Source organism: Enterobacter cloacae complex sp. P29RS, from assembly GCF_014893445.1.
In the GTDB taxonomy this organism is placed as follows: Bacteria; Pseudomonadota; Gammaproteobacteria; order Enterobacterales; family Enterobacteriaceae; genus Enterobacter; species Enterobacter intestinihominis.
Map to the genome: position 1 here is coordinate 104,263 of NZ_JADBPZ010000004.1, position 24,969 is coordinate 129,231.

A 24,969-nucleotide genomic window follows, 5' to 3' on the forward strand; every position below is an offset into this window, starting at 1 on the left:
ATATAATAAATCAGGAGAACGGGGATGAATTTTCCACTCATCGCGAACATTGTTGTGTTCGTCGTATTGCTATTGCTTCTCGCCCAGGCTCGCCACAAACAGTGGAGCCTGGCGAAAAAGGTACTGGTTGGTCTGGTCATGGGCGTGGTGTTTGGCCTGGCCTTACACGCTATTTACGGCTCCGACAGCCCGGTACTGAAAGATTCCATTCAGTGGTTCAACATTGTCGGTAACGGCTATGTACAGCTGCTGCAAATGATCGTTATGCCGCTGGTATTCGCCTCAATTCTGAGCGCCGTAGCCCGCCTGCATAATGCTTCTCAACTGGGTAAAATCAGTTTCCTGACCATTGGCACCCTTCTCTTCACCACGCTGATTGCGGCGCTGGTGGGTGTGCTGGTTACCAATCTGTTTGGCCTGACTGCTGAAGGTCTGGTGCAGGGTAGCGCTGAAACCGCGCGTCTGACGGCGATTGAGACCAACTACGTGGGTAAAGTGGCCGATCTGACCGTTCCGCAGATGGTGCTCTCCTTCATTCCGAAAAACCCGTTTGCTGACCTGACCGGTGCAAGCCCAACCTCCATTATCAGCGTAGTGATCTTCGCTGCGTTCCTGGGCGTGGCTGCGCTGAAGCTGCTGAAGGACGATGCGCCGAAAGGCGAGCGGGTTCTGACTGCCATCGATACCCTGCAAAGCTGGGTAATGAAGCTGGTGCGTCTGGTCATGCAGCTGACGCCGTACGGTGTCCTGGCGCTGATGACCAAAGTCGTGGCAGGTTCTAACCTGCAAGACATCATCAAGCTTGGCAGCTTTGTGATTGCCTCGTACCTCGGTCTGGGCATCATGTTTGTTGTGCACGGCATCCTGCTGGCGGTGAACGGCGTTGGCCCGCTGAAATATTTCCGCAAAGTCTGGCCGGTGCTGACCTTCGCCTTCACCAGCCGTTCCAGCGCGGCATCGATTCCGCTGAACGTGGAAGCACAGACACGTCGTCTGGGCGTACCCGAGTCTATCGCCAGCTTCTCGGCCTCCTTTGGCGCCACCATCGGGCAGAACGGCTGTGCGGGTCTCTACCCGGCGATGCTGGCCGTGATGGTTGCCCCAACCGTGGGTATTAACCCGCTGGATCCGGTCTGGATTGCGACGCTGGTCGGTATCGTGACCATTAGCTCCGCCGGTGTTGCGGGCGTGGGCGGCGGCGCGACCTTCGCTGCGCTGATCGTTCTGCCTGCGCTGGGGCTACCGGTAACGCTGGTTGCCCTGCTGATCTCTGTTGAACCACTGATCGATATGGGTCGTACCGCGTTGAACGTGAGTGGTTCAATGACCGCCGGTACCCTGACCAGCCAGTGGCTGAAGCAGACCGACAAAACGATTCTCGACAGTGATGATGATGCCGAACTGGCACATCGTTAATCACTGCTGAAATAAAAAAACCGCCATCGGGCGGTTTTTTTATGGCTGTTATTCTTCAACCTCTTCATCCTGGCGGGTCTGCATTGCCCATCGCTGCGCCGATTCCGGCACCGTAAACGCAGGGGAGCGACGGAAGTGCTCGCCAATCAGCACGAAGGCAACGTATTTACCCCGCAGCATCCAGACATCGCGAAAACCATCCACCTTCAGGGCATGGTCTGGCGGCGCGGGCTCAACGCGGGGTACATAGCTAATAACCTGGCGGTTTTGTTGACGAAGAGGTTTCATAAGCGACGGGTTCACTAAAGCAAATTCTTAAAGCAGGAAATTTCTATCATAGCCGATTCTCCCCCCGCCCGTCGCGCCTGACGTATCGGAGATGGCTCCTTTCGCTAATCAATATCTGAAAACGCTTAGTTCGCCTGCTAATTCTTAACATTGTTCTATCCTTAATAGGGTTTTTAGGAATGAACAAAGGAGAAGCGTGCAATGTCGAACAATGATAAACCACATCAGTCACCCATTCATGGGACTGAAGAATCTCAACCGGGAATGGACTCACTTGCCCCAGCCGACGGCTCACACAAACCATCACCGGGTCCTTCCGCACCGGGTGAACAGCCTACCGCCCCGGGCAGCATGAAAGCCCCGGAAACGGAAAACGAAAAGCTGAAATCGCTCGATCCTCACCGCAAGGGCGGTGAAGGCCATGCGCTGACCACGAACCAGGGCGTTCGCATTGCCGATGATCAGAACTCCCTGCGCGCCGGAACGCGCGGCCCGACGCTGCTGGAAGATTTCATCCTGCGCGAAAAAATCACCCATTTCGACCATGAGCGTATCCCTGAGCGTATCGTCCACGCTCGCGGCTCCGCGGCGCACGGTTATTTCCAGCCGTACAAGAGCCTGAAGGAGCTCACCAAAGCAGATTTCCTTTCCGATCCGAACAAAATCACACCGGTGTTTGTGCGTTTCTCTACCGTACAGGGCGGCGCGGGTTCGGCCGACACGGTGCGTGATATCCGCGGCTTCGCCACCAAATTCTATACCGAAGAGGGCATTTTCGACCTCGTCGGGAATAACACCCCGGTTTTCTTCATACAGGACGCGCATAAGTTCCCTGACTTTGTCCATGCGGTAAAACCAGAACCACACTGGGCCATACCGCAGGGACAAAGTGCGCATGACACATTCTGGGACTACGTCTCCCTGCAACCGGAAACCCTTCACAACGTGATGTGGGCGATGTCTGACCGGGGGATCCCACGCAGCTATCGCACTATGGAAGGCTTTGGTATTCATACCTTCCGTCTGATTAATGCTGAAGGTAAAGCGACGTTTGTGCGTTTCCACTGGAAACCGGTCGCGGGGAAAGCGTCCCTGGTGTGGGATGAAGCGCAGAAGCTGACCGGACGCGATCCGGACTTCCACCGTCGCGAACTGTGGGAATCCATTGAAGCCGGTGATTTCCCGGAATACGAGCTGGGGTTACAGCTGATCCCGGAAGAAGACGAGTTCAAATTCGACTTCGACCTGCTCGACCCGACCAAGCTTATTCCTGAAGAGTTGGTGCCGGTTCAGCTGGTGGGTAAAATGGTGCTTAACCGCAACCCGGATAACTTCTTCGCGGAAAATGAACAGGCAGCGTTCCACCCGGGCCATATTGTGCCGGGGCTGGACTTCACCAACGATCCGCTGCTGCAGGGTCGTCTGTTCTCTTACACCGATACGCAGATCAGCCGTCTTGGTGGACCTAACTTCCATGAGCTCCCAATCAACCGTCCGACCTGTCCGTACCATAACTTCCAGCGTGACGGGATGCATCGCCAGGATATCGATACCAACCCGGCGAACTACGAGCCGAACTCCATTAACGATAACTGGCCGCGTGAAACCCCGCCGGGGCCAAAACGTGGCGGATTCGAGTCGTATCAGGAGCGCGTGGACGGAACAAAAATTCGCGAGCGCAGCCCGTCATTCGGCGAATATTACGCTCAGCCTCGCCTGTTCTGGAACAGCCAGACCCCGATCGAACAGCAGCACATTATCGGCGGCTTCAGCTTCGAGCTGAGCAAAGTGGTGCGTACCTACATTCGCGAGCGCGTGGTCGACCATCTGGCGCATATTGATATCCAGCTTGCTCAGGGCGTGGCGAATAATCTCGGCATTACGCTGACTGACGAGCAATGCCATGCTGCACCGCCTAAAGACGTGAACGGGCTTAAGAAGGATCCGTCCCTGAGCCTGTACGCGGTACCTGGCGGGACGATCAAAGGCCGCGTAGTGGCTATCCTGCTGAACGATAAACCGCGCGCCAGCGACGTGCTGGGGATCATGAGGGCGCTCAAGACTCAGGGCGTACATGCCAAACTGCTTTACTCACGCATGGGTGAAGTGACGGCCGATGATGGCTCCGTCCTGCCGATTGCTGCGACCTTCGCCGGGGCACCGTCCCTGACGGTTGATGCGGTGATTATGCCGTGCGGCGACGTTGAGAGTTTGCTCGGTAACGGTGATGCCGCCTATTATCTGCTGGAAGCCTATAAGCACCTGAAGCCAATCGCCCTCGCAGGCGATGCGCGGAAGTTTAAATCGCTGCTGAAGGTACCGGATCAAGGGGAAGAAGGCATTGTCGAAGGTGATAACATTGACGATGCGTTTATGACCCGGCTGTTTGACCTGCTCGCCGCGCACCGCGTGTGGTCGCGCAGCAGCAAGATTGACCAGATACCGGCGTAAAAAAAACCGGGTGGCGCTACGCTTACCCGGCCTATATTTCGACTGATGTTGTAGGCCCGGTAAGGCGAAGCCGTCCCCGGGCTTTATTTTGCTCACAAATCCCTGAACGTCCCCAGACGATACCCACGCTCGGCAATCGCATACTTCAACGACGCCGACGTTAGCACGTCCAGTTCCGCCAGACGCGGCCAGCAGTAGGCGCTCTTACGTACGATGTTATCGACAAACGCCGGATGCGCCATTACCTCAAGCGAGCGCTCCCCTTTTGCGGCGGAGGCATCCAGCACCTTCAGGAACAGCGCTTCGTCGATATCGTCGCCATAAAATGCGCTGCTGAACCCCTCCGTTGACGTCACCGCAACGTCCGGCAGTCCGCGCACCTCCCGATCCACGCGCATCGCCACGCCTTTACGTTGGGCAAATTCTGCCACAAGCGGGAAAATCGCCGGGATCATATGCACATGATGATGACTGTCGATATGGGTGGGCTCGCGGCCAAACACATCCACAAAGCGGTTAAACTGGCAGTCCAGCTCGCGGGCAATCTCATCAAGTGGCAAAGCGTCCTGCTCCGCCATTTCCCAAATCCATTTACCCAGTTGCCCGTCGCGCGTCAGCCCCGGCATCGGTGAAAGGGGCAACCCAAGCGTCAGCACAAAGTGCATGCCCACGCCCAGTTCGGGCAGCTCACGGCTTAGCTGCGCCGCATGTTCCACCGCCTCACCGTTGATGAGCGCTGTTGTAGAGGTCACGACGCCCCGGCGACAGGCTTCGATAATGCCGTAGTTCTGCCCTTTTGACAGGCCGAAATCATCGGCATTGACGATCAGCAGGTTTTCCATCGCGCCTCCTCTTAACGGTGTGTGAGTTTCAGTTTCTCAACCGTTGCAGCAAAGTTTGGCAGCCATTTCTCATGCGCCAGGATCATCTCACTCGCGAGTTTTTCAGCGTCACGGTCAGAATGCACCAGCGGGCTCAGGTTCAGCGCCAGCAGCACGTCATTCAGCTCGCCGCTCAGGGCCGCATTGCTCGCCGCCACTTCAAAGCCTTTGATGGTATGAATCAGGCCCATCACCTTATCGTCGAAGTGGGTAATGCGGGGATGCGGTTTTGCACCCTCGCGCCCAAGGATGCAGGTCATCTCCACGGCCCAGTCTGCCGGGATATTGTCGATGTGCCCATGATGCGGAACGTTCACATAGTGCTCGGCCTGCTTGTCATTGTAAATGGCGTTGATCACTTCACACGCGGCATCTGAATAGTATGCCCCACCGCGCTGCTCAAGCTCTTTCGGTTTGACGTTCAGGTTCGGATCTTTATACAAATCAAAAAGCTGCTTCTCTACTTTCTGTACAACCTGAGCGCGTGCGCCACCTTTGTAGTATTCGCCCATTTCAATCGCCAGCATCTCTTTCTGTTTGAAGTAGTAAAGCAGATACGAGCACGGCAGCAGATTCAGGGAGCGGATCAGCCCTTCGCTGAACGGCAGATCGAAGATGTTTTTCACCGAGGCCGCGGTCAGGCGACCAGAGGCAACGCCATCAAGCAGCTCCGCAAAGCGCGATTGCCCGTTCACAATCACATCTTTGATAAAGACCATGTGGTTCAGGCCGAACAGGTCAATGGACAATTCATCGTTATCGGTTAGCGCCAGCACATCGCGGATGAACATCTTCATGCCGATCGGAATATTGCAGACGCCGAGAAAGCGTTTGAAACCGGTGTGACGATAGACTGCCTCGGTGACCATCCCGGCCGGGTTGGTAAAGTTAATCACCCACGCGTTCGGGCAGATCTCCTCCACGTCTTTAATGATGTCAAAAATGACCGGAATCGTACGCAGACCTTTAAACAGGCCACCTGCCCCGTTGGTTTCCTGGCCCAGATAACCGTGGCTCAGCGGAATACGCTCGTCCAGCTCACGCGCCTTCAGCTGGCCGACGCGCAGCTGGGTGGTCACGAAGTCAGCATCTTTCAGCGCCAGGCGGCGATCCAGCGTTTTATGCACGGTTAAAGGCACGCCTGCTTTTTCAACCATGCGTTTGCACAGTTCAAAAATAATATTTAGCTTCTCCTGACCTTCTTCAACATCCACCAGCCATAATTCGCTGACCGGTAATTCATGATAACGTTTCAGGAAACCTTCAAGTAATTCCGGGGTATAGCTGCTGCCGCCACCAATGGTTACGACTTTTAATTTCTTTTGCATAAACTCTCCCTTAGCTTATCAGGGTAATCGCCTGCAAGGTATAGCGTACTCTTCCCGCTATTTGGGCAAGCCATTACGTCAATATTCCTGCGGATAAACCGCCGAAAGTTAATTAATTACCGTTAAATTTTTGCGGTAACTGTTCGGTGTGAATGAAGTCATTTTCTTAAAGGTTTTAATAAACAGGCTGGGGCTGCTGTAACCCGATTCGTAAGCGATATCGGTAACAGAGTAGTTAGTAATTTCCAGCTGTTTTTTGGCAAAATTGATGCGGATTTCATTAATAATTTGAACAGGCGTTTTACGGTAATAGCGCTGCGTGGCACGCGTTAAATATTCCTGCGATTTACCCGACAGCGCCACCATGTTTTCCAGGGCGTTATCGCTGAACTGTCCTTTGTCGTGCATCAGCTCCACGGTACTGCGCAGCCACTGAGGAATATCATCCACCACCTGCTGTTCTTCACGGTGATGGCGAAGACGGTTCATGACGTAGAACGTCACGGTTTCAATAAATTCATCAAATTCATTGTCGCGGAAATTCAGCGAGGCGATAACCGTTTCAATCCAGGTCATAAACTCATTTTTAACGCGGTACACCTGTGACGCCACAAAGCAGAACGGAACCAGCGGCAGATAGTGCTTCTCGAAGAAACGCCTGCTCACCCCTACGTTAAGAATGCGCGTCGCACCAAACTCATAAAAGCTCTGGTGATAGGACCCCATCGGCAGGAAGACGAAATCGCCACGCTCTAGCAGGACGCGCTTACCGTTAATCTCCTGATAGTAGCGGCCGGTCAGAACAATCGTGAACTCGTAGTAGTCATGCTGGTGCAGACCGCTGGCGCTCTCCGTTTTGTTGTAAATCACCACGTGAAAATTCTTGCCATTAAACAGCTGCTGCTCATGTGCGGTTTTGATTTCCATCGTGCTGACCTCCTGGTGCCTGTTCAGACTTACTGCATCTTCTCGTGAAGCTCGATGAGCTCCGCTACCATCTCGCGCGCCAGCATGGAGGTCATCAGGTGATCCTGCGCATGTACCAGCACCAGACTCACTTTCATCTTCCCTTCGCCCTGGTCGCTTTCGATGAGTTTCGTCTGCACCAGATGCGCTTCGTTTAACGCCGTACGGGACTGCTCCATCATGGTTTTCGCGGCAACAAAATCGCCCTGCTTAGCCTGCTTAAGCGCCGCATACGCCAGGCTTCGCGCCTGCCCGGAATTGATGATGAGCCCCATCACCACCTCTTCCAGATCGTTCACTGCGGTTTCTTCGGCAACGATACTCTCTAAATCTAACATCTTTAAGCTCCTTTACGCTGGCGCGGGTTGCCCCGCGCCGTGCAATTTTAGAATTTCAGTGCGAGGGCGATATCCTCTTCGCTCTCTTCTTCATCGATAACCGTTGCAGCCTTGTTCGCAATCGCCACGAACGGCATGTAGAGCAGGGTTGCAATCCCGAGGTTGAATATCGCCAGCAGGAAGGCGGCCACGCTACCGTTGGTGTTGAAGAACGCGCCCAGACCAGCTGGCATCGTCCACGGCGCAATGTTGGTCACCGGCGGGATAATGCCCAGGTAATACGCCGTCAGCGTAATCGCGGCCAGCAGTGGCTGAACCAGGATGAATGGAATGAACATCACCGGGTTCATGATAATTGGCAGACCAAACAGGATCGGCTCGTTAATCTGGAAGATGCCTGACGGCAGGGCCAGCTTCGCAACCTGACGATGGTCGGCGCGGCGAGAGACAATAAAGACCGCGATGATCAGACCCAGCGTCGCCCCGGTACCGCCCAGGAAGATATAGGAGTCAAGCATCGGCTTCGCCCACACATGGAAGGTTTTACCGGCCGCCAGCGCCGCATCGACGGAGCCGTACTGCTGGTAAAGCGCGACGTTTTCCAGTGCCCACGGGGTCATAATACCGCTGTCCAGCGCCGCCAGTGCCAGTGAACCATGCACGCCGAAGAACCACAGCAGGGAGGTAAAGATGACATACGCCCAACCGACCACGCTACCCATCGACGCCAGCGGCGTTGAGATAGAGTCCATAATGATCTGGTGGAAGTTAGTCCCCCAGTGAGAGAGCGCCCAGGCAATAATCCCCATGATGGAGAGGATAATGAAGCCCGGTATCAACGCGGAAAATGAACGAGAAACGGAGGCCGGAACGCTATCCGGCAAGCGAATAACCCAGTTGCGGCGAATAATAAAGGTGAACATTTCGGCCACCACCAGTCCGATAATAATACCGGAAATGATGTTTGCCCCACCCAGCCAGTTGGCGCCCACGGCGTAAGCGTCGCCCACACTGTACGGCGTGACGGTCATAAACGCGGCAATGGACAGTAAGCCCGCCGCCAGCGGATCCACTTTACGCTCTTCCGCCAGCGCCATTCCGATAAAGAAAGGTGCCATTAGCGACATAATACCCAACGTACCGTTGTATACGTTGCCGCCAATGGCTTTTAAACCATTAAGGGTTTCAATAGTGGAAGCATCTAACCTAATTCCTAATGAATAAAAAAAGGAACCTTCTCCAAAGCTGAGAAAAACGTTGTTAATTAAAACGAACATTGCCCCGGCTAATGTCAACGGCATTAATTTAATAAAGCCGTTCTTAATGGCATTAACGTGAGGCTGCTTTCCTATTTTAACAGCAAAAGGAAGGAGTACCTTTTCAAGTGAAGCGATGACTTTACTCATAGGAAAATACCCTTAAATGCCGCAACGACCGTTACGGCGTATTGTGTGTGAAATAACTCTTTGACGGGAAAAATAAAAAATTAATTAGCAGCTTTTTTAATCGCCGCAACAGCAGCTTTTAATACACCTAAACCATCGATCTTGCCGTATAAAACGGAATCGATCACTTCGACCGGCTTATTAGGGAGCAAACGTTGAATTTCTGGCAGCATATAAGCGATTTGCGGCCCGAGTAAAATTACATCTGCTGTCTGACCCTTTTCGCCCGCCAGCGTTTCCGGAAACGCCTCAATCACCACAGGGACTTCATATTTTTCGGCCTGCGCACGCATTTTTGAAACCAGCAGCGAAGTGGACATGCCCGCAGAGCAGAACAAGTAGATATGTTTCTTTTCCATGATAATTTCCCTCTTATTGGTCTGACCGCCGTCGCGCTATCACTCGACTCGCTATCCTGGCTGACGGGCAGTGTGCTGAACATTGTTTGTCGTTGAAGTGAGTATACGCAATGGTACAGGGAGGGGATAATTCTGGATAGACTCAAATTGTCTCTCATTGACCTGGCTTGTTGACTACCTTCACATTTCAGGCAAATATTTCGCGCTAAGAAATAAGATTTACGTATGCATAAAAAAACCGGCCATCAGGCCGGTTTGTTAACACTTTCAGGCAAGCGCGGTTACTGCGCCTTAGGTGCCTGTGGATCGGTGTCGTATTCAGCGCAGGTCTGGTAACCCGAATTGATCACGTGACCGGTATCATCCAGGGCGACAAAGTAGGTTTCTGCCTTACCATTACGTTGACCCAGAATATAGGTCTGGCAGGTGCCACGCGCGTGGATCATAGTGACTTCTGAAGAAGGTTTACCGGCAATGGCTGCAACCTGGGAACGCGTCATGCCTTTTTTGACGTCTTTTACCACTGGCTGTGTGAACTGATCTGTGGTGCGATCGTAAGCTGTACACCCAGCCAGCATAGTCAGTACCGCCGCTGCGCTTAAAATTCCTGCTACGTTCTTGTTCATATTCCGTCCTCTTGTTTATCAGCGTGTTAACTAAGCATGGGATAAAAATTACTATTGTTCAACTTTGCGAGTTACGCCAGACGAATTTCGGAAAATTCTAATAAAACAACGATAAGCTGCTAAATCGCTGTAAAACAGTACACTCAAAACTGTGATCCTTGTCGTTTCCCCGACAAAGGGTTAGTTTTAACAGATCACACTTTCTGTTTGGTTCTGCATAGGGAGGGCGTAATGGCTCTGCAACAAGAAATTATTCAGGCGCTGGGCGCGAAACCTGCGATTAATGCCAAAGAAGAGATCCGTCGTAGCATTGATTTTTTGAAAGCTTACCTGTCCGCACACCCTTTCCTGAAGACGCTGGTACTGGGTATCAGCGGCGGTCAGGACTCCACTCTGGCCGGTAAACTAAGCCAGATGGCCATCACCGAGCTGCGTGACGAGACCGGTGACACCGCACTGCAATTTATTGCCGTACGTCTGCCGTATGGCGTGCAGGCCGACGAGCAGGACTGTCAGGATGCGATCGCCTTTATTCAGCCGGACCGTGTTCTTACCGTAAACATCAAAGGTTCGGTACTGGCAAGCGAGCAGGCCTTGCGTGAAGCTGGCATTGAACTGAGCGATTTTGTTCGTGGCAACGAGAAAGCCCGTGAGCGCATGAAAGCGCAATACAGTATCGCAGGGATGACCAAAGGGGTCGTCGTCGGCACCGACCACGCCGCGGAAGCCATCACCGGTTTCTTCACCAAATACGGCGATGGCGGCACGGACATCAACCCCCTCTTCCGCCTGAACAAGCGTCAGGGTAAGCAACTGCTGGCGGCGCTGGGCTGCCCGGAGCACCTGTATAAGAAGGCGCCAACGGCAGACCTGGAAGACGATCGCCCTTCCCTGCCGGATGAAGCCGCGCTGGGTGTGACCTATGACAACATCGATGATTATCTGGAAGGCAAAACGCTCGACGAAGGTACCGCAAAAATTATTGAAGGCTGGTATCTGAAAACCGAGCACAAACGCCGTCCACCCATTACGGTGTTTGATGATTTCTGGAAAAAGTAAAAGCAAAACGGTAACTCAGTTTTGCAGGCCGGGTAAGGCGTAACCGCCACCCGGCTCTTTTTTAACCACCAAACACCTGCTACACTGTATGCCTGAACAGTATATGGAGCAGTATGTGAGCAGGCGTCAATCCGCCCCGCGTCTTGAGTTTGAAGCGGCGGCTATCTACGAATATCCCGAGCATCTTCGCCCCTGGCTTGAGGCGCTGCCTAAACAGCCTGGCGTCTATTTCTTCCACGGCGACAGCGACACCATGCCGCTCTATATCGGCAAAAGCGTAAATATCCGCAGTCGGGTGATGTCGCACCTGCGTACGCCGGACGAAGCGTCGATGCTCAGACAGTCCCGGCGGATCACCTGGATCGAGACGGCAGGTGAACTGGGCGCGCTTCTGCTCGAAGCCCGGCTCATCAAGGAACAACAGCCGCTGTTTAACAAACGCCTGCGCCGCAACCGCCAGCTGTGTTCCTTGCAGGTTAACGCGGGAAAACCGCAGGTCGTTTATGCCCGGGAAGTGGATTTTTCGCATGAACCGAATCTTTACGGTCTGTTTGCCAACAAACGTGCCGCACTGCAAACTCTGCAATCCCTTGCTGATGAATTACAGCTTTGTTACGGCCTGTTAGGACTGGAAGCGACTACCCGCGGTCGCGCCTGTTTCCGCTCCGCGTTGAAACGCTGCGCCGGGGCGTGCTGTGGAAAAGAGAGCGTTGAAGAACATCATGCCCGGTTTATGGCTGGCCTGGCCTCAATCAGCGTCAACTGCTGGCCGTGGGAAGGCGCGGTGGCGTTGAAAGAGACCCGCGATGCGATGACGCACTATCACGTCATCCGCAACTGGCTCTGGCTTGGCGCGGTTGAAAGTCTGGATGACGCTGCCGCCCTGCTGCGCACACCTGCCGGGTTCGATCAGGATGGCTACAAAATTCTCTGTAAGCCGCTGTTAACCGGTAAATATGAGATAGTCATGCTCAATGACCCGGCAGCCAGGTAATTTCACTGAACAGCAGCGACCCCTTCGTTTCCAGTAGACGGAGGGTATGGCTGCCCTCTTGCCAGCTGGCGCCCTGATCGGCGGTCAGTAATTTATCGCCCAGTTGCCAGGCGCCGCTTAATACGAACGCCACGCCACCGCGTGATGCGAAGGTAGTGAACGTTCGGGTAGCAACTCGCACCTTTGCCTGGCAGTGCTCCCGTCGGGTCATGACATTGAAATCCATCGACATCTGCCCCTCCGTGAGCACGGCTTTCACCGTCAAATCGCCCGCAAAGCCGTAAGGCTGATGGTGTTTCAGGGTATGGCAAAACGCCCTCCCCGCATCCAGCGTCACCTCGCCGCCTTCCAGCAGCGTAATCACCCGGTCAACGCCCGGAAACGCGGAGAATTCGCCGTTACTGGCGATGGAGGCGATGCTGGCCCGCCAGGAAAAATCCCGCGTCGCGGGAGGGAAACAGCAAATCTCACGCGTCTCGCCCGCGCCGTTACGCCAGAGACTGACGGGTATTTTACGGATATCAAAGAATTCCATGACCACTCCTGAAGGACGCACCGTGCGCCAGGGCATTTCACAGACGTATTATCGGCAACGGTAAGGCCAGACCTTAGGCATGGGGCAAAAGAAAAACCGCCGGTCCTGTCCACAGCGTTTTCGCTTGTGTAGACAGGAGCCCGGCGGTCTTAAGAGAGTGAACCGATTATTCGGCTGGTGCAGGCATTTTACCTTCCGGCGCTGCACGTTCTGTCAGACGCTTCTCAAAATTGGCATTAAATTGCTTTTTCTGTTCCGGCGTCAGAATGTTGTAAATCTTGTTCTGGGTTTCCATGTGGGCCAGCATACGCGCTTTATGCTGCTCGGCCATTTTGTCGATCTGCGCTTCTGCTTTTGCTTTGTCGAAGCTGTCGCTGGCAATGATGTCATGCATCGCGCGGCGCTCTTCCAGCGGAGGACGTTTCATCTGGTCACGCTGACTTTTCCTGATGTCGCGGATCTGCTGCTTCTGCGCATCGGTCAGGTTCAGATCTTTAAACATCATCATCTCATGATGCATACCCGGCTTGCCTTTATGATGCATCATCATTTTGCCTTCTGCCGGCGCGGCGGTAGTGGTCGCGGTATCGGCGGCGAACGCCATGCTGGTAGCGCCCAGAGCCAGGGTAGAGGCAACAAACAGTGCAGTTAATTTACGCATAATGTCTTTCCTTACTTTCAGTTATTCTTCGGCGCTATGCCGTGTTGACGAGATTAACTTTACGGGGTTTATCGTCAATTAGTCAGAGCAACGGTAAAACAATGAAAGTATAAAAAACACGTTTTCGCCAATTATGGAGAAATTAAGGAAAAAGCGTGGAGAGATGAAACAAAAATATTCAACAGGATGATTTTAAAGAGATTATGGAGGAGTATAGCGAAGTACCGTTTAATAATAAAGCAATTCTCCAGGAATATTCCGCAAACACTACCAGAGCGCTTTTAACGTTAAGAAATTAATTCTTTGTTTCCCCTCCGGTCTGCGCGAGGGGAGACGATCAGGGCATTTTTTCCAGCATCAACCCGGCTCGTAAACCAAACGCGACTGACGGGTTAGGAAATAAAACATATTCCGTGGGGTTCTGTACCGCATAGCGCGTCTCACCATCTTCCGCCAGCAGGACGCCCTGGCGAAACGGCGTGAAGTTCAGCGTATGGGGAGCCATATGAAGCTGGAAAGCTTCGCTTTGACGCGTGATCTGCTGTACGACCCGATAGCGCACGACGGGTTCCCGGGTGGGTTCCGGCGCAACCCCTGCGAGCAACGCCCGAAGCGCCTGATGCGTAGGGGCAAAACGCGTCAGGTCGTTTTGCCCGAACGGCAGCGCTTTTCCCAGCTCCAGCGTGCAGGACAGCGCGCCGAAATTCTCGCAGGTGAAGTGGGTAAACGTGCCGCCCGGCGTCTGGTGGAAAACCAGCGCTTCCAGTCCCGCGTCGCCAAGCCAGGTCAGAAACGCCTCATCCCACGGCTGATGGCGCTGCGGTAACACGCCAAAACGTACGTGGTACGAGGCGCGGATGGCGGTATGCAGATCGAGGTGCCAGCGCGTTTCCCCCGCCCCGGCAAAAAACGCCGTGACCACCTTCTCCAGCCATTGCGCACGTGTCGTTTCATCACTCTGTGGAAATTGCGCCCAGCGGCCACCAAACATTCGGTTGATGTCGCTCACGAGATACCGTTTGTTTTGCGCCAGCGCAGGCGGATTTCCCAGTACCACCAGCAGACGGCAGTGCAGCGTGATCTCTGCGCGATACAGCGCGCGCAGCAACAGATCGACAATCTCCACAGGCGCGGTTTCATTCCCGTGAATGCCGGTAGAAAGCAGCAGCGACAGGTTATATTGCCCCGTCGGCGTCAGTTCAAGCACGCCCGGCCCCAGCCATCGCCAGTGGAACGAGGGGCCTTCCCCCTCGTGCCGCTCCGGTGTCTCTTCAGCCAGCGTCAGCGCCAGAAAGTTTTCCATATCGTCTCCTTAGCGCTGGAACGGATAAACCGATCCCAGTTGCAGGATGGTTGATAATGCATCCAGCGCCTCGCGGCCTTCGCGCAGCAGCTGCGGATCAACCAGATCGGCCTGAACCAGACGGTCACGATAGTAGCGGTCCACCCAGTCATTGAGGGTATTGAACAGCGTGTCGTTCATCATCACCGACGGATTCACGGCCTGCATTTCCTCCGGCGTTAACACCACGCGCAGTCGCAGGCACGCCGGTCCCCCGCCGTTGGCCATACTTTCCCGCAGATCAAACACGCGCAGTTCATCAATCGGGTTATCCGCCTGCACCAGTTCGCTGAGATAGCGCCAGACGCCCTGATGGTTGCGGGACTCCTGCGGCAGCACCAGCATCATGCTGCCGTCATCCCGGCTCAGCAGCTGGCTGTTGAACAGATACGTTTCGACCGCATCCTGCAAGCTTACCGCCTGCGTGGGCACCTGAATCGGCATAAATCCCGGCACGCGTTCGCGCAGCGTGGCCAGCAACTTTTCCTGATGGGCAAACGCCTGCTCGTGGCAGAACAGCACCTGACGGTTGGAAACGGCAATCACGTCGTTATGAAACACGCCCTGGTCGATCACCTGCGGATTTTGCTGGGCAAAAATCACCTGAGTAGGATTAACCTGGTTCAGCCGTGCAACCGCCTGGCTTGCGGCTAAGGTTTGTCTCGCCGGATAACGAACCGGCGCGGCGTGGCCGCCCTCTTCCCGTCCATAGATAAACAGCTGCAAACCCGGATCGCCGTAATCGCCACCCAGACGGTTGTGGTTTGCCGCCCCTTCGTCGCCAAACATCGCGACCTGCGGCAGCGCCGAATGCACCTCAAAATGCGCATCATGATTAAAAATGGCGCGCAGCACACGCCCGGTGGTCTCCGCTTCGCTGGCGCGGTGGAATTTGTTGTTCAGGTTAGCGACAGTCAGATGCACTTTGCCGTCCAGCGTATCCGCCGACGGCGCGACGGTGGCGGCATTCGCTACCCACATTGAAGAGGCTGAACTGGCCGCGGAAAGCAGCTGTGGGGACTGCGTACCGGCTTTTTCAACCACCTGTTCATCCGTACCGCTGAAGCCCAGCTGGCGCAGCACGGCCACGTTCGGCCGCTCCTGCGGCGGGATTACCGCCTGCGGGAAACCGGCATCGGACAGCGCCTTCATTTTCAATAGCCCCTGCTTGGCCGCCAGCTTCGGGTTCGAGACCTGGAAACGGTGCTTCGTCGAAGCTTCATTGCCGAACGACAGCCCGGCATAGTGGTGCGTCAGCCCCACCAGTCCGTCAAAGTTAACCTCACGCGCTTTCATGGGCGTCACCCTCTGTAAAATCCAGCCCCGGATTCAACGTCTCCGGCAGCGTCAGCGCCGGGGTTTCCAGGCTTGCCATCGGCCACGCGCAGTAATCGGCGGCATACCAGGCGCTGGCGCGATGGTTGCCCGATGCCCCTACGCCACCAAACGGCGCGGTGCTCGCCGCGCCGGTCAGCGGTTTGTTCCAGTTCACGATCCCGGCGCGCGCTTCCAGCAGCAGCTGGTCGAATTTCTCGCGATGCGGGGATATCAGGCCGCTCGACAGGCCGTAGCGGGTGTTGTTGGCCATCTCGATCGCCGATGCAAAATCGTCATAGCGCCAGACGCACAGCAGCGGGCCAAAGACCTCTTCATCCGGCACGTTGCTCGTCGCACTCATCTCAATAATCCCCGGCGTCAGCAGCGATGTGCCCGGCTGAACCAGCTTCGGCTCCAGCAGGGTTTTCGCCCCGCACGCCACGTGCTCCTGCCACGCTTTCAGCACGTTCAGCGCCGCCTGCCCGGAGATCAGCCCGCCGATAAACGGCTGCGGCTCGGTATCCCATTTCGCGGGAACCAGACGCCCGCTCACCTCCACCAGACGCTTAAGAAACGCATCCCCCTGCGCGCCGCGTTTAACCAACAGGCGGCGGGCGCAGGTGCAGCGCTGTCCGGCGGTAATGAATGCCGACTGAATGGTCAGGTGGACCGCAGCATCGATATCATCCGGATCTTCCACAATCAGCGGGTTGTTGCCACCCATCTCCAGCGCCAGAATTTTTTCCGGCTGCCCCGCCAACTGACGATGCAGCTGATAACCCGTTCCGGCACTGCCGGTAAACAGCAGACCGTCAATGTCACTCAGCGCACTCAGCGCCTGACCGGTTTCACGCCCGCCCTGCACCAGATTCAGCACGCCCGGCGGCAGCCCTGCCTGCTCCCAGAGTTTTACCACCGCTTCTCCGGTTAAGGGGGTTAACTCACTCGGCTTGAAGATAACGGTATTTCCCGCCAGCAGCGCAGGCACAATATGCCCGTTCGGCAGATGCCCGGGGAAGTTGTACGGGCCAAACACCGCCAACACCCCGTGCGGACGGTGGCGCAGCGTGGCGGCGCCGTCCGGCATCCCGGTATGCTGCTCACCGGTGCGGGCATGGTACGCCTTCACCGATATACCGATTTTATTGATCATCGCCGTCACTTCGGTTGTTGCCTCCCAGCGCGGCTTGCTGGTTTCGCAGGCAATGATGCGGGTCAGCTCTGCTTTATTGGCCTCCAGCAGCGCAGCAAATTTCTCAACCAGCGCCTGGCGCTCGGAGAATGGCCGTTTCGCCCATGCCGGAAACGCGCGGCGTGCAGCCTGGCAGGCCTGCTCAACCTGCCCGGCGCTGGCGTCGCTCCCCGACCAGAGCACCTCCTGGCCGACCGGGTTAGTTTTTGTCCGCGCATCACCTTCGCCCGTTACCCAGTCACCGTTAATCCATAGAGTCATGCTGTTTTCTCCTCAGGGCAGAGCCGCACCAGGCGAACCGTGTCGCCAGCGTTACATTTCAGGGCATCCAGTTGCGCAGCCGTCAGTACCAGACGCTCGCATGTTGGGTTGGTTCGCACCAGCATGGCGCGGAAGTTGGCGTAATTCTCGTTCGAGACCAGACAGGCTGGCCACTCGCCCGGCGCGGGCTGGCCTTCTGAAACCTCAACCAGGCGGCTTTTACGGATGGCGCGTACGCGGTCAATGTCGCATTCCAGCGTCGGACCGCCGTCAAAGATGTCGACGTAATTACGGTAGCGAAAACCCTCTTTCTCCAGCACTGCACGGGCCGGAGCGGTTTGCGGGTGAACTTCGCCGATCACCGCCTGCGCTTCCGGCGTTAAGAAATGGGTATAAATAGGATGCTTCGGCATTAACTCGGCGATAAACGCCTTCTGACCGGTACCGCACAGGTAATCCGCCCGGCTGAATTCCATGGAGAAGAAGCGTTCGCCCAGGCTCTCCCAGAACGGCGAGTAGCCCGTCTCATCAATTACGCCGCGCATCTCCGCGACCACTTTTTCGTTGAAGCGGTCGCGAAAGGCGGCCATAAACATGAAGCGCGATTTGGAGAGCAGATAACCGTTACCCTCTTTGCGCCAGTCCGGATCGAGAAACAGGGTGCAGAGTTCGCTGGCGCCGGTATGGTCATTACAGAGAAAGAGCGTCGGCAGCGCGTTGTAGACGTTCAGCTCTTTCGAGGCGTGGACCATCGTGCCGACGCGGTAGTTGTACCACGGATCGTTGAGCCCGACGGCCACCTCGATGGCGCAAATCCCCGCCACGGTTCCCGTGTCGGTCTCTTCCAGCACGAACACATAGCCCTGTTCGCTTTTTGGCAACGTCCCCTGCCAGGTTTGCAGGGCGCGCTCAATGCGCGCCGACAGCGTTTTTTCATCGGCAGGCAGCGAGGTCAGCCCGCCCCCTGTCTTACCGGCAAGCTGCATAAGCCCGGCGAGATCGCCGTGCGCAACGGGACGGATGACCATCATGATGACACCCCGCACTTCACCTGTTCGCAGGCCAGCGCAAAACGATCTAACCCGGTTCTGACCTCTTCCTCACTGACGATCAGCGCAGGGGCAAACCGCACCACGTTAGCGCCGGCAATCAACACCATCACGCCCTGCTTTGCCGCTTCCTGTGAAATCAGCTTCGCTTTGCCAGCAAACTCAGGGGCAAGCTCACAACCTATCAACAGCCCCAGACCGCGGATCTCTTTGAACATGCCGGTCTGGTTATTGATGGCGGTAAGACGCTCAACAAACCACTGGTGACGCTGCTTCACGCCGCTAAGCACCTCAGGAGTGTTGATGATATCCAGCACCTGTCCGGCGACAGCGGTTGCCAGCGGGTTACCGCCGTAAGTGGTGCCATGGGTGCCCACGGTCATCACGCTGGCGAATGTATCGGTGGTCAGCATCGCCCCCACCGGGAAGCCGCCGCCGAGCGCTTTGGCTGTTGAAAGCACATCCGGGGTCACGCCATAGTGCATGTAGGCGTACAGCTCACCCGTGCGGCCCACGCCGGTCTGGACTTCGTCAAAAATCAGGACCGCGTTATGCCGATCGCACAGCTCGCGCAGCCCTTGCAGGAACGCTTTCTGGGCGGGCATGACGCCGCCTTCCCCCTGCATGGGCTCGACAATCACCGCACAGGTGGTGTCGTCAATCAGCTCGCTGGCAGAGTGTAAATCGTTATACGCCGCATGACGGATATCCGGCGGCAGCGGCGCAAAATCCTGAGAATATGAGGGCTGACCACCCGCACTGACGGTAAACAGCGTGCGGCCATGGAAGGCATTTTTAAAGGCTACGATGCCGCTCTTGTGCGGGCCGAATTTATCGTGCGCATATTTGCGCGCCAGCTTCAGCGCCGCTTCGTTCGCTTCCGCGCCGGAGTTACAGAAAAAGACTTTTTCTGCGAAAGTGGCGTCGATCAGCTTCTTCGCCAGACGCAACGCCGGTTCGTTGGTATAACCGTTGCCGGTATGCCAGAATTTCGCCGCCTGATCATTCAGCGCCCGCCGCAGCGCCGGGTTTGCATGCCCCAGCGCATTCACCGCAATCCCACCCGCAAAGTCGATATACTCTTTGCCCTGCTGATCCCACAGGCGAGAGCCTTCCCCACGTACCGGAATAAAAGCCGCCGGAGCGTATACCGGCATCATCCATTCATCAAAATTTTCACGCGTAACTGACAGAGACATAGCGACCTCATCCGGTAAATAAAAGGTTGTTTAAATGTTAAATAATTGAGTGTTTGCACTGTGAATGTAGATTGCAGCGTTCGTGCCAGCCAGCGATAAAAATGCATAAACGGATTTGGGTAACAGAATATCAATGAGTTACAATATGGAGTTATTCACTATTAATGCATAAATAGTGAATATTTTTACAGTAAGCGGCGCTTTGCCGCACGAAAACAAGAAAGAGTATGCACATGCCAAATATAATTCTGGAATTGTGATCGCTCGCGAAATTTATCGGTCCTTTACGCCCTGTTCGAGGGCAAAACGCGTCGAAATGGTGCAAATATTGCACCGTCGGCATTATCTGTCGCAGTAATTGGGCGAAGCGGATAACAGACGACGTAAATTCTGCTACCATCCTTGCACTATTCACCTTGCATTGGCAGCGACTATGAAATTTGTCTCTTTTAATATCAACGGCCTGCGTGCCCGCCCTCACCAGCTCGAAGCGATTGTTGAGCAACATCAGCCAGATGTGATCGGCTTGCAGGAGACAAAAGTTCACGACGATATGTTCCCGCTCGAAGAGGTAGCGAAGCTGGGCTATAACGTTTTTTACCACGGTCAGAAAGGCCACTACGGCGTTGCGCTGCTGACCAAAGATACGCCGGTGTCGGTGCGTCGTGGCTTCCCGGGTGACGGTGAAGAAGCACAGCGTCGTCTCATCATGGCTGAGCTGCCTTCCCCGCTGGGTAACATCACTGTGATTAATGGTTACTTCCCGCAGGGTGAAAGCCGCGACCACCCGACCAAATTCCCGGCCAAAGCCAAATTTTATCAGGATCTGCAAAACTACCTTACGACCGAACTCAACAAAGATAATCCGGTGCTGATCATGGGGGATGTGAATATCAGCCCGACTGATCTGGACATTGGCATTGGCGAAGACAGCCGCAAGCGCTGGCTGCGCACCGGGAAATGTTCCTTCCTGCCGGAAGAGCGCGAGTGGATGCAGCGCTTGCTTGACTGGGGGCTGGTGGATACCTTCCGCACCGCTAACCCGGAGACGCAGGATCGCTTCTCGTGGTTTGACTACCGCTCTAAAGGCTTCGATGACAACCGGGGCCTGCGTATTGATCTGCTGCTGGCGAGCGCCCCCCTGGCCGAACGCTGCATCGAAACCGGTATCGACTATGATATTCGCAGCATGGAAAAACCGTCCGACCATGCGCCGGTATGGGCAACGTTCAAGCTGTAATCCTCAGTGAATATTAAAAAAATCATTCTCCTGTGCGCCCTTCTGGGCGCATTTGTTTTAATCGTTGTTTTGCTTCCTCCGGGCATGCTCTCCCTCGACACGCTAAAAATACACCAGCAAACGTTGCTCGATCGTGTGGAGCAGGCGCCCCTTCAGAGCGCGCTGATCTATTTTGCGGTTTACGTTCTGGTCTCTGCGCTGTCGATACCCGGGGCCGCGCTTCTGACGCTGCTCGGCGGGGCGATTTTCAGCCTGTGGGAGGCGACGCTGTTGGTGTCATTGGCCTCGACGCTCGGCGCCACGCTTGCCATGCTCGTCAGCCGTTATCTGCTGCGTGACTGGGTGCAACGGCGCTTTGCCGCACAGATGAACACGATCGATGTGGGGATGGTTCGCGATGGCGCGCGCTACCTTTTTGCCCTGCGCCTGATGCCGTTGTTTCCGTTCTTTCTGGTCAATTTGCTGATGGGGCTAACCCGTATCCAGGTGCGTCACTACTGGTGGGTCAGCCAGCTTGCGATGCTACCTGCCACCGTCATTTATCTGAACGCCGGACGCGAGCTGGGAAAACTCACCACGCTGCGCGATATTCTGTCGCCGGGACTGCTGTTCGCCTTTACACTATTAGGGTTATTACCGCTGGTCACTCGCTGGCTGTTTTCCCGTTACATCCCTTCGATTAAAAAGTGAGGCATTATGCGCCGGGTGCGTTTTTGCGCGTTTCTGACGAGTCTGCTGCTGGCAACCTCTGCCTTCGCCGCAGAAAGCTGGCAATCCATTCAGCAACAGGCCACCGGGCAGACCGTCTGGTTTAACGCCTGGGGCGGTGACGAGGCCGTTAACCGCTACCTCGACTGGGTGAGCGGCGAGATGAAAACGCACTACGCCATTAACCTGAAGATCGTTCATCTGGCCGATGCCGCCGATGCGGTGAAGCGGATCCAGACGGAACAGGCCGCAGGACGCAGCAGTAACGGGTCGGTGGATCTACTCTGGGTAAACGGGGAAAACTTCCGCACGCTGAAGGAGGCAAACCTGCTGCTCACCGGCTGGGCGCAAACCCTACCCAACTGGCGTTACGTCGATACCCGTAAACCGGTCACGGAAGATTTTGCCATCCCGACCGATGGGGCGGAATCCCCATGGGGCGGCGCGCAGTTAACCTTCATCGCCCGTAAAGCGAGTATGCCGACGCCTCCGGCAGATCCCCACGCGCTGCTGGCTTACGCTCAGCAGCACCCTGGCAAGGTGAGCTATCCGCGACCGCCGGATTTTACTGGCACGGCGTTTCTTGAACAGCTTCTGCTGGCATTGACCGCCCATCCGGAGGCGTTAAAAAACGCGCCGGACGGCACCTTTGCAGAGATCACCGCGCCGCTGTGGAACTATCTTGATACGCTGCATCCCCTGCTGTGGCGCGAAGGGAACGATTTTCCGCCATCGCCTGCGCGCATGGATACGCTGCTGGCCAGCGGCAGCCTGAACCTGTCGCTCACCTTTAACCCCGCCCATGCGATGCAAAAGGTGGCGAGCGGTGAACTGCCTGCCGACAGCTACAGTTTCGGCTTTCTCAAAGGTATGATCGGCAATGTCCATTTTGTCGCAATCCCGGCAAATGCCAGTGCGAGCGCAGGGGCGAAAGTGGTGGCAAATTTCCTGTTGTCACCGCAGGCGCAGATCCGCAAAGCCGATCCTGCCGTCTGGGGTGACCCGAGCACGCTGGATGGTGCCAAACTACCTGCGAAAGCGGCAAAACAGCTTCATGCCTTTACCCCTTCAGGCACGCCTGATGTGCTTCCCGAACCGCACGCCGCCTGGGTTAACGCCCTGGAGCAGGAATGGCTTCGCCGCTACGGAACCCGCTAAGCGGGCTGGTCTGGGCGGCAATGGCGGTCATCTATCTGCCACTGCTTCCCGCCAGCGGCATGCTGCTGGCCCCGGCGTTTTCTCTCAGTAACTGGGCGGCGCTGTTTGCCGACCCGCAGCTGCCGCAGGCGCTGGCCGCTACGCTGGTGTCAACCCTCATCGCGACGCTGGGTTCACTGTTTATCGCCCTGAGCCTGCTTGCGCTTCTCTGGCCGGGTGATGGCTGGCAGCGCCTGAGCACCCGTCTGCCGTGGCTGTTAGCCGTGCCGCACGTCGCCTTCGCCACCAGCGCGCTGCTGCTGTTTGCGGAAGGCGGTCAGTTTTACCGGATCTGTACAGTCTGTTCGCCGCAGCTTGACCGCTACGGTATCGGGCTTGGCCTGACGCTTGCGGTCAAAGAGAGCGCGTTCGTTCTGTGGGCAATCTACGCCGCGCTGCCTGAAAAGCGCCTCGCACAGCAGAAAATTGTCCTGCATACCTTCGGCTACGGACGAATGCAGGCGCTCAACTGGCTCGTCCTCCCGGCTATCGCCCCCGCGCTGGGCGCCGTGATGCTGCCGGTGCTCGCCTGGTCGCTTTCCGTGGTGGATGTGGCGATCGTGCTCGGGCCGGGCAACCCACCTACGCTGGCGGTGCTGGCCTGGCAGTGGCTCACCCAGGGCGATGCGCAGCAGCAGACAAAAGGAACGTTGCTGTGTCTGGTGTTGCTCCTGCTGCTGGCCGCACTTGCCGCGGTGGGATACAGCCTCTGGACGGCTTGGCGGCGCGCCCAGCCTGACGTCTCGGGGGTACGTCGCGCTTCGCATACCGCGTTGCCCGCACGGACGCTGGGCGGGTTACTGCCGCTGTGCGGCGTGCTCTGTGCGCTGGTTCTGCTGATGCTGGCACGCCGGGGCGACATCGGCCCCGTCAGCGACAGCCTTTCACTGGGACTGCTGTCCAGCCTGACAGCGCTGGCCATCCTCATGATCTGGCTTGAGTGGGGACCCCAGCGCGGCGCGGTGTGGATCTGGCTGCCGCTTGCCCTCCCGGCGCTGCCCCTCGTGTCCGGGCAGTATGCCGTGGCGCTGAGGCTGGGCATCGACGGCCAGTACGCAGCGGTGCTCTGGAGCCATATGCTCTGGGTTCTCCCGTGGATGCTCCTGGTGCTGCAACCGGCCTGGCGCAGGCTCGATCCCCGGCTTATCCTCACCGCCAGAACGCTGGGCTGGCGACAGGCGAAAATTTTCTGGTTAGTGAAATGTCCCCTGATGGTTCGTCCGGCCCTGCTGGCCTTTGCCACCGGCTTTTCCGTGAGCATGGCCCAGTACATGCCCACCCTCTGGCTGGGAGCGGGTCGTTTTACTACTCTGACGACGGAGGCGGTCGCCCTCAGCAGCGGCGGCAGCGTTCCGATCCTTGCCAGCCGGGCGCTGGGTCTGTTGCTGTTGACCAGCAGCGTATTTGCCCTTGCCGCGCTGCTCGCCCGGTTCGTGGGCCGTCACAGACAAGGATTACGTTAATGCTGAACGTGAAAAATCTCACCATTGCGCCTCTCTTACGTGAGGTCAACTTCCGCGTCCCGGCAGGGGAGATTCTCACGCTGATGGGACCCTCCGGGAGCGGGAAATCGACCCTTTTCGCCTGGATGGTGGGCGCGTTATCCGCTGATTTTAAGGCGCACGGCGAGCTGTGGCTGAACGATCGTCGCTGCGATATGCTCCCCGTGGAAACGCGCGGGATCGGCATTCTGTTTCAGGACGCCCTGCTGTTTGACGCCTTCAGCGTGGGGCAAAACCTGATGCTGGCGTTGCCGGCGCACATTGCCGGACGCGCGCGGCGCGACGCGGTAGAGCAGGCTCTTGAATCTGCCGGGCTGGCAAACCTCTACGCCAGCGATCCGGCGACCCTTTCCGGCGGCGAGCGCGCCCGGGTCAGCCTGCTGCGCGCCCTTCTCGCCCAGCCGCAGGCATTGCTGCTCGACGAACCGTTCAGCCGACTGGATAAAACGCTCCGCGCCTCATTCCGGGCGTGGGTATTCGAAACCACTCGCCAGCGCAAGATCCCGATGGTGCTGGTCACGCATGATGAGGAAGATATCCCGCCCGGCGGAGAGGTGATTGAGATTTCTCGCTGGCAATAATGTGCTAACGCAATGTTTTTGGCTTCAGGAGAGA

The 24,969-nt window shown here is 56.4% G+C and carries 24 protein-coding genes; 9 read left to right on the forward strand and 15 right to left on the reverse strand.

Features of this window, described 5'->3' with window-relative positions; translation table 11 throughout:
- The first annotated feature begins 24 nt into the window (after window positions 1-24).
- Window positions 25-1,416, forward strand: a complete 1,392-nt coding sequence (tcyP, locus tag IM282_RS04510; RefSeq protein ID WP_192970183.1) for a cystine/sulfocysteine:cation symporter — start codon at window positions 25-27, stop codon at window positions 1,414-1,416.
- A gap of 48 nt (window positions 1,417-1,464) precedes the next feature.
- Here tcyP and cedA read toward each other — a convergent pair whose 3' ends face one another.
- Window positions 1,465-1,704, reverse strand: coding sequence for a cell division activator CedA (gene cedA, locus IM282_RS04515; RefSeq protein WP_022647825.1), 240 nt, complete (start codon window positions 1,702-1,704; stop codon window positions 1,465-1,467).
- Window positions 1,705-1,905: 201 nt separating this feature from the next.
- Between cedA and katE the strand changes: the two genes are divergently transcribed.
- Window positions 1,906-4,155, forward strand: a complete 2,250-nt coding sequence (gene katE, locus IM282_RS04520; RefSeq protein ID WP_192970184.1) for a catalase HPII — start codon at window positions 1,906-1,908, stop codon at window positions 4,153-4,155.
- 92 nt (window positions 4,156-4,247) lie between these two features.
- Here the strand turns inward: katE and chbG are convergent, their stop codons facing one another.
- From chbG to osmE, 7 genes are all read right to left on the reverse strand, one after another.
- Complete coding sequence (gene chbG / locus IM282_RS04525; protein ID WP_045307974.1) at window positions 4,248-4,997, reverse strand: chitin disaccharide deacetylase; 750 nt, start codon at window positions 4,995-4,997, stop codon at window positions 4,248-4,250.
- Between the two features lie 11 nt (window positions 4,998-5,008).
- Window positions 5,009-6,364, reverse strand: coding sequence for a 6-phospho-beta-glucosidase (locus IM282_RS04530; protein ID WP_154051172.1), 1,356 nt, complete (start codon window positions 6,362-6,364; stop codon window positions 5,009-5,011).
- 108 nt (window positions 6,365-6,472) lie between these two features.
- Entirely contained in the window at window positions 6,473-7,318 is an 846-nt protein-coding gene (chbR, locus tag IM282_RS04535) for a transcriptional regulator ChbR (RefSeq protein WP_255248587.1), read from the reverse strand.
- Between the two features lie 2 nt (window positions 7,319-7,320).
- On the reverse strand, window positions 7,321-7,668 hold the full coding sequence (gene chbA, locus IM282_RS04540) for a PTS N,N'-diacetylchitobiose transporter subunit IIA (RefSeq protein WP_022647820.1): 348 nt from the start codon (window positions 7,666-7,668) through the stop codon (window positions 7,321-7,323).
- A 47-nt stretch (window positions 7,669-7,715) separates the two neighbouring features.
- Entirely contained in the window at window positions 7,716-9,074 is a 1,359-nt protein-coding gene (chbC, locus tag IM282_RS04545) for a PTS N,N'-diacetylchitobiose transporter subunit IIC (RefSeq protein WP_017384664.1), read from the reverse strand.
- A gap of 80 nt (window positions 9,075-9,154) precedes the next feature.
- Window positions 9,155-9,478, reverse strand: a complete 324-nt coding sequence (gene chbB / locus IM282_RS04550) for a PTS N,N'-diacetylchitobiose transporter subunit IIB (protein WP_225303350.1) — start codon at window positions 9,476-9,478, stop codon at window positions 9,155-9,157.
- Window positions 9,479-9,753: 275 nt separating this feature from the next.
- Complete coding sequence (osmE, locus tag IM282_RS04555; RefSeq protein ID WP_022647818.1) at window positions 9,754-10,098, reverse strand: osmotically-inducible lipoprotein OsmE; 345 nt, start codon at window positions 10,096-10,098, stop codon at window positions 9,754-9,756.
- Between the two features lie 231 nt (window positions 10,099-10,329).
- On the opposite strand from osmE, the gene nadE reads away from it, so the two are divergent.
- Together nadE and cho are read left to right on the forward strand one after the other, a co-directional pair.
- Window positions 10,330-11,157, forward strand: coding sequence for an ammonia-dependent NAD(+) synthetase (gene nadE / locus IM282_RS04560; protein ID WP_192970185.1), 828 nt, complete (start codon window positions 10,330-10,332; stop codon window positions 11,155-11,157).
- 115 nt (window positions 11,158-11,272) lie between these two features.
- Window positions 11,273-12,151 (forward strand): excinuclease Cho, encoded by an 879-nt coding sequence (gene cho / locus IM282_RS04565; RefSeq protein WP_032624399.1) that lies wholly within the window; start codon window positions 11,273-11,275, stop codon window positions 12,149-12,151.
- On the opposite strand, the gene ves is transcribed toward cho, so the two are convergent.
- The 7 genes from ves to IM282_RS04600 form a co-directional block, all read right to left on the reverse strand.
- Window positions 12,129-12,686, reverse strand: coding sequence for an environmental stress-induced protein Ves (gene ves / locus IM282_RS04570; RefSeq protein ID WP_022647815.1), 558 nt, complete (start codon window positions 12,684-12,686; stop codon window positions 12,129-12,131). The genes cho and ves overlap by 23 nt on opposite strands.
- A gap of 166 nt (window positions 12,687-12,852) precedes the next feature.
- Window positions 12,853-13,347 carry an ATP-independent periplasmic protein-refolding chaperone Spy gene (gene spy / locus IM282_RS04575; protein ID WP_022647814.1) on the reverse strand — a complete coding sequence of 165 codons (495 nt, stop codon included), beginning with the start codon at window positions 13,345-13,347 and terminating at the stop codon, window positions 12,853-12,855.
- 337 nt (window positions 13,348-13,684) lie between these two features.
- On the reverse strand, window positions 13,685-14,650 hold the full coding sequence (gene astE / locus IM282_RS04580) for a succinylglutamate desuccinylase (protein ID WP_038415886.1): 966 nt from the start codon (window positions 14,648-14,650) through the stop codon (window positions 13,685-13,687).
- Window positions 14,651-14,659: 9 nt separating this feature from the next.
- A complete protein-coding gene (gene astB / locus IM282_RS04585) occupies window positions 14,660-15,985 on the reverse strand; it encodes an N-succinylarginine dihydrolase (protein WP_192970186.1) in 1,326 nt (441 codons plus the stop codon).
- The gene (gene astD, locus IM282_RS04590) at window positions 15,972-17,459 is read right to left on the reverse strand and encodes a succinylglutamate-semialdehyde dehydrogenase (RefSeq protein WP_046618292.1); all 1,488 of its coding nucleotides are present in this window, start codon (window positions 17,457-17,459) and stop codon (window positions 15,972-15,974) included. Before astD ends, astB begins: the two co-directional genes overlap by 14 nt.
- Window positions 17,456-18,490, reverse strand: a complete 1,035-nt coding sequence (gene astA / locus IM282_RS04595; protein ID WP_022647810.1) for an arginine N-succinyltransferase — start codon at window positions 18,488-18,490, stop codon at window positions 17,456-17,458. The genes astD and astA overlap by 4 nt, the downstream gene beginning before the upstream one ends.
- The gene (locus IM282_RS04600; RefSeq protein WP_192970187.1) at window positions 18,487-19,707 is read right to left on the reverse strand and encodes an aspartate aminotransferase family protein; all 1,221 of its coding nucleotides are present in this window, start codon (window positions 19,705-19,707) and stop codon (window positions 18,487-18,489) included. Before IM282_RS04600 ends, astA begins: the two co-directional genes overlap by 4 nt.
- A gap of 433 nt (window positions 19,708-20,140) precedes the next feature.
- Here IM282_RS04600 and xthA point away from each other — a divergent pair, with 433 nt between their 5' ends.
- Genes xthA through IM282_RS04625 form a run of 5 tightly spaced genes read left to right on the forward strand, consistent with a single transcriptional unit; the run spans window position 20,141 to window position 24,935 of the window.
- Window positions 20,141-20,947: an exodeoxyribonuclease III gene (gene xthA / locus IM282_RS04605; RefSeq protein WP_023299900.1), complete on the forward strand. Its 807-nt coding sequence runs from the start codon at window positions 20,141-20,143 to the stop codon at window positions 20,945-20,947.
- A 6-nt stretch (window positions 20,948-20,953) separates the two neighbouring features.
- Window positions 20,954-21,637: a TVP38/TMEM64 family protein gene (locus IM282_RS04610; protein ID WP_192970188.1), complete on the forward strand. Its 684-nt coding sequence runs from the start codon at window positions 20,954-20,956 to the stop codon at window positions 21,635-21,637.
- Between the two features lie 6 nt (window positions 21,638-21,643).
- Complete coding sequence (locus tag IM282_RS04615) at window positions 21,644-22,813, forward strand: ABC transporter substrate-binding protein (RefSeq protein WP_192970189.1); 1,170 nt, start codon at window positions 21,644-21,646, stop codon at window positions 22,811-22,813.
- On the forward strand, window positions 22,786-24,315 hold the full coding sequence (locus IM282_RS04620; RefSeq protein ID WP_192970190.1) for a thiamine ABC transporter permease: 1,530 nt from the start codon (window positions 22,786-22,788) through the stop codon (window positions 24,313-24,315). The genes IM282_RS04615 and IM282_RS04620 overlap by 28 nt, the downstream gene beginning before the upstream one ends.
- On the forward strand, window positions 24,315-24,935 hold the full coding sequence (locus IM282_RS04625) for an ATP-binding cassette domain-containing protein (protein WP_045621417.1): 621 nt from the start codon (window positions 24,315-24,317) through the stop codon (window positions 24,933-24,935). The genes IM282_RS04620 and IM282_RS04625 overlap by 1 nt, the downstream gene beginning before the upstream one ends.
- Window positions 24,936-24,969: the final 34 nt, after the last annotated feature.

Bases quoted from the DNA above. Each gene is read 5' to 3' on its own strand.
- tcyP (WP_192970183.1), top strand. From the start codon at position 25: ATGAATTTTCCACTCATCGCGAACATTGTTGTGTTCGTCGTATTGCTA.
- cedA (WP_022647825.1), bottom strand. From the start codon at position 1,704: ATGAAACCTCTTCGTCAACAAAACCGCCAGGTTATTAGCTATGTACCC.
- katE (WP_192970184.1), top strand. From the start codon at position 1,906: ATGTCGAACAATGATAAACCACATCAGTCACCCATTCATGGGACTGAA.
- chbG (WP_045307974.1), bottom strand. From the start codon at position 4,997: ATGGAAAACCTGCTGATCGTCAATGCCGATGATTTCGGCCTGTCAAAA.
- IM282_RS04530 (WP_154051172.1), bottom strand. From the start codon at position 6,364: ATGCAAAAGAAATTAAAAGTCGTAACCATTGGTGGCGGCAGCAGCTAT.
- chbA (WP_022647820.1), bottom strand. From the start codon at position 7,668: ATGTTAGATTTAGAGAGTATCGTTGCCGAAGAAACCGCAGTGAACGAT.
- chbC (WP_017384664.1), bottom strand. From the start codon at position 9,074: ATGAGTAAAGTCATCGCTTCACTTGAAAAGGTACTCCTTCCTTTTGCT.
- osmE (WP_022647818.1), bottom strand. From the start codon at position 10,098: ATGAACAAGAACGTAGCAGGAATTTTAAGCGCAGCGGCGGTACTGACT.
- nadE (WP_192970185.1), top strand. From the start codon at position 10,330: ATGGCTCTGCAACAAGAAATTATTCAGGCGCTGGGCGCGAAACCTGCG.
- ves (WP_022647815.1), bottom strand. From the start codon at position 12,686: ATGGAATTCTTTGATATCCGTAAAATACCCGTCAGTCTCTGGCGTAAC.
- spy (WP_022647814.1), bottom strand. From the start codon at position 13,347: ATGCGTAAATTAACTGCACTGTTTGTTGCCTCTACCCTGGCTCTGGGC.
- astE (WP_038415886.1), bottom strand. From the start codon at position 14,650: ATGGAAAACTTTCTGGCGCTGACGCTGGCTGAAGAGACACCGGAGCGG.
- astB (WP_192970186.1), bottom strand. From the start codon at position 15,985: ATGAAAGCGCGTGAGGTTAACTTTGACGGACTGGTGGGGCTGACGCAC.
- astD (WP_046618292.1), bottom strand. From the start codon at position 17,459: ATGACTCTATGGATTAACGGTGACTGGGTAACGGGCGAAGGTGATGCG.
- astA (WP_022647810.1), bottom strand. From the start codon at position 18,490: ATGATGGTCATCCGTCCCGTTGCGCACGGCGATCTCGCCGGGCTTATG.
- IM282_RS04600 (WP_192970187.1), bottom strand. From the start codon at position 19,707: ATGTCTCTGTCAGTTACGCGTGAAAATTTTGATGAATGGATGATGCCG.
- xthA (WP_023299900.1), top strand. From the start codon at position 20,141: ATGAAATTTGTCTCTTTTAATATCAACGGCCTGCGTGCCCGCCCTCAC.
- IM282_RS04615 (WP_192970189.1), top strand. From the start codon at position 21,644: ATGCGCCGGGTGCGTTTTTGCGCGTTTCTGACGAGTCTGCTGCTGGCA.
- IM282_RS04620 (WP_192970190.1), top strand. From the start codon at position 22,786: ATGGCTTCGCCGCTACGGAACCCGCTAAGCGGGCTGGTCTGGGCGGCA.
- IM282_RS04625 (WP_045621417.1), top strand. From the start codon at position 24,315: ATGCTGAACGTGAAAAATCTCACCATTGCGCCTCTCTTACGTGAGGTC.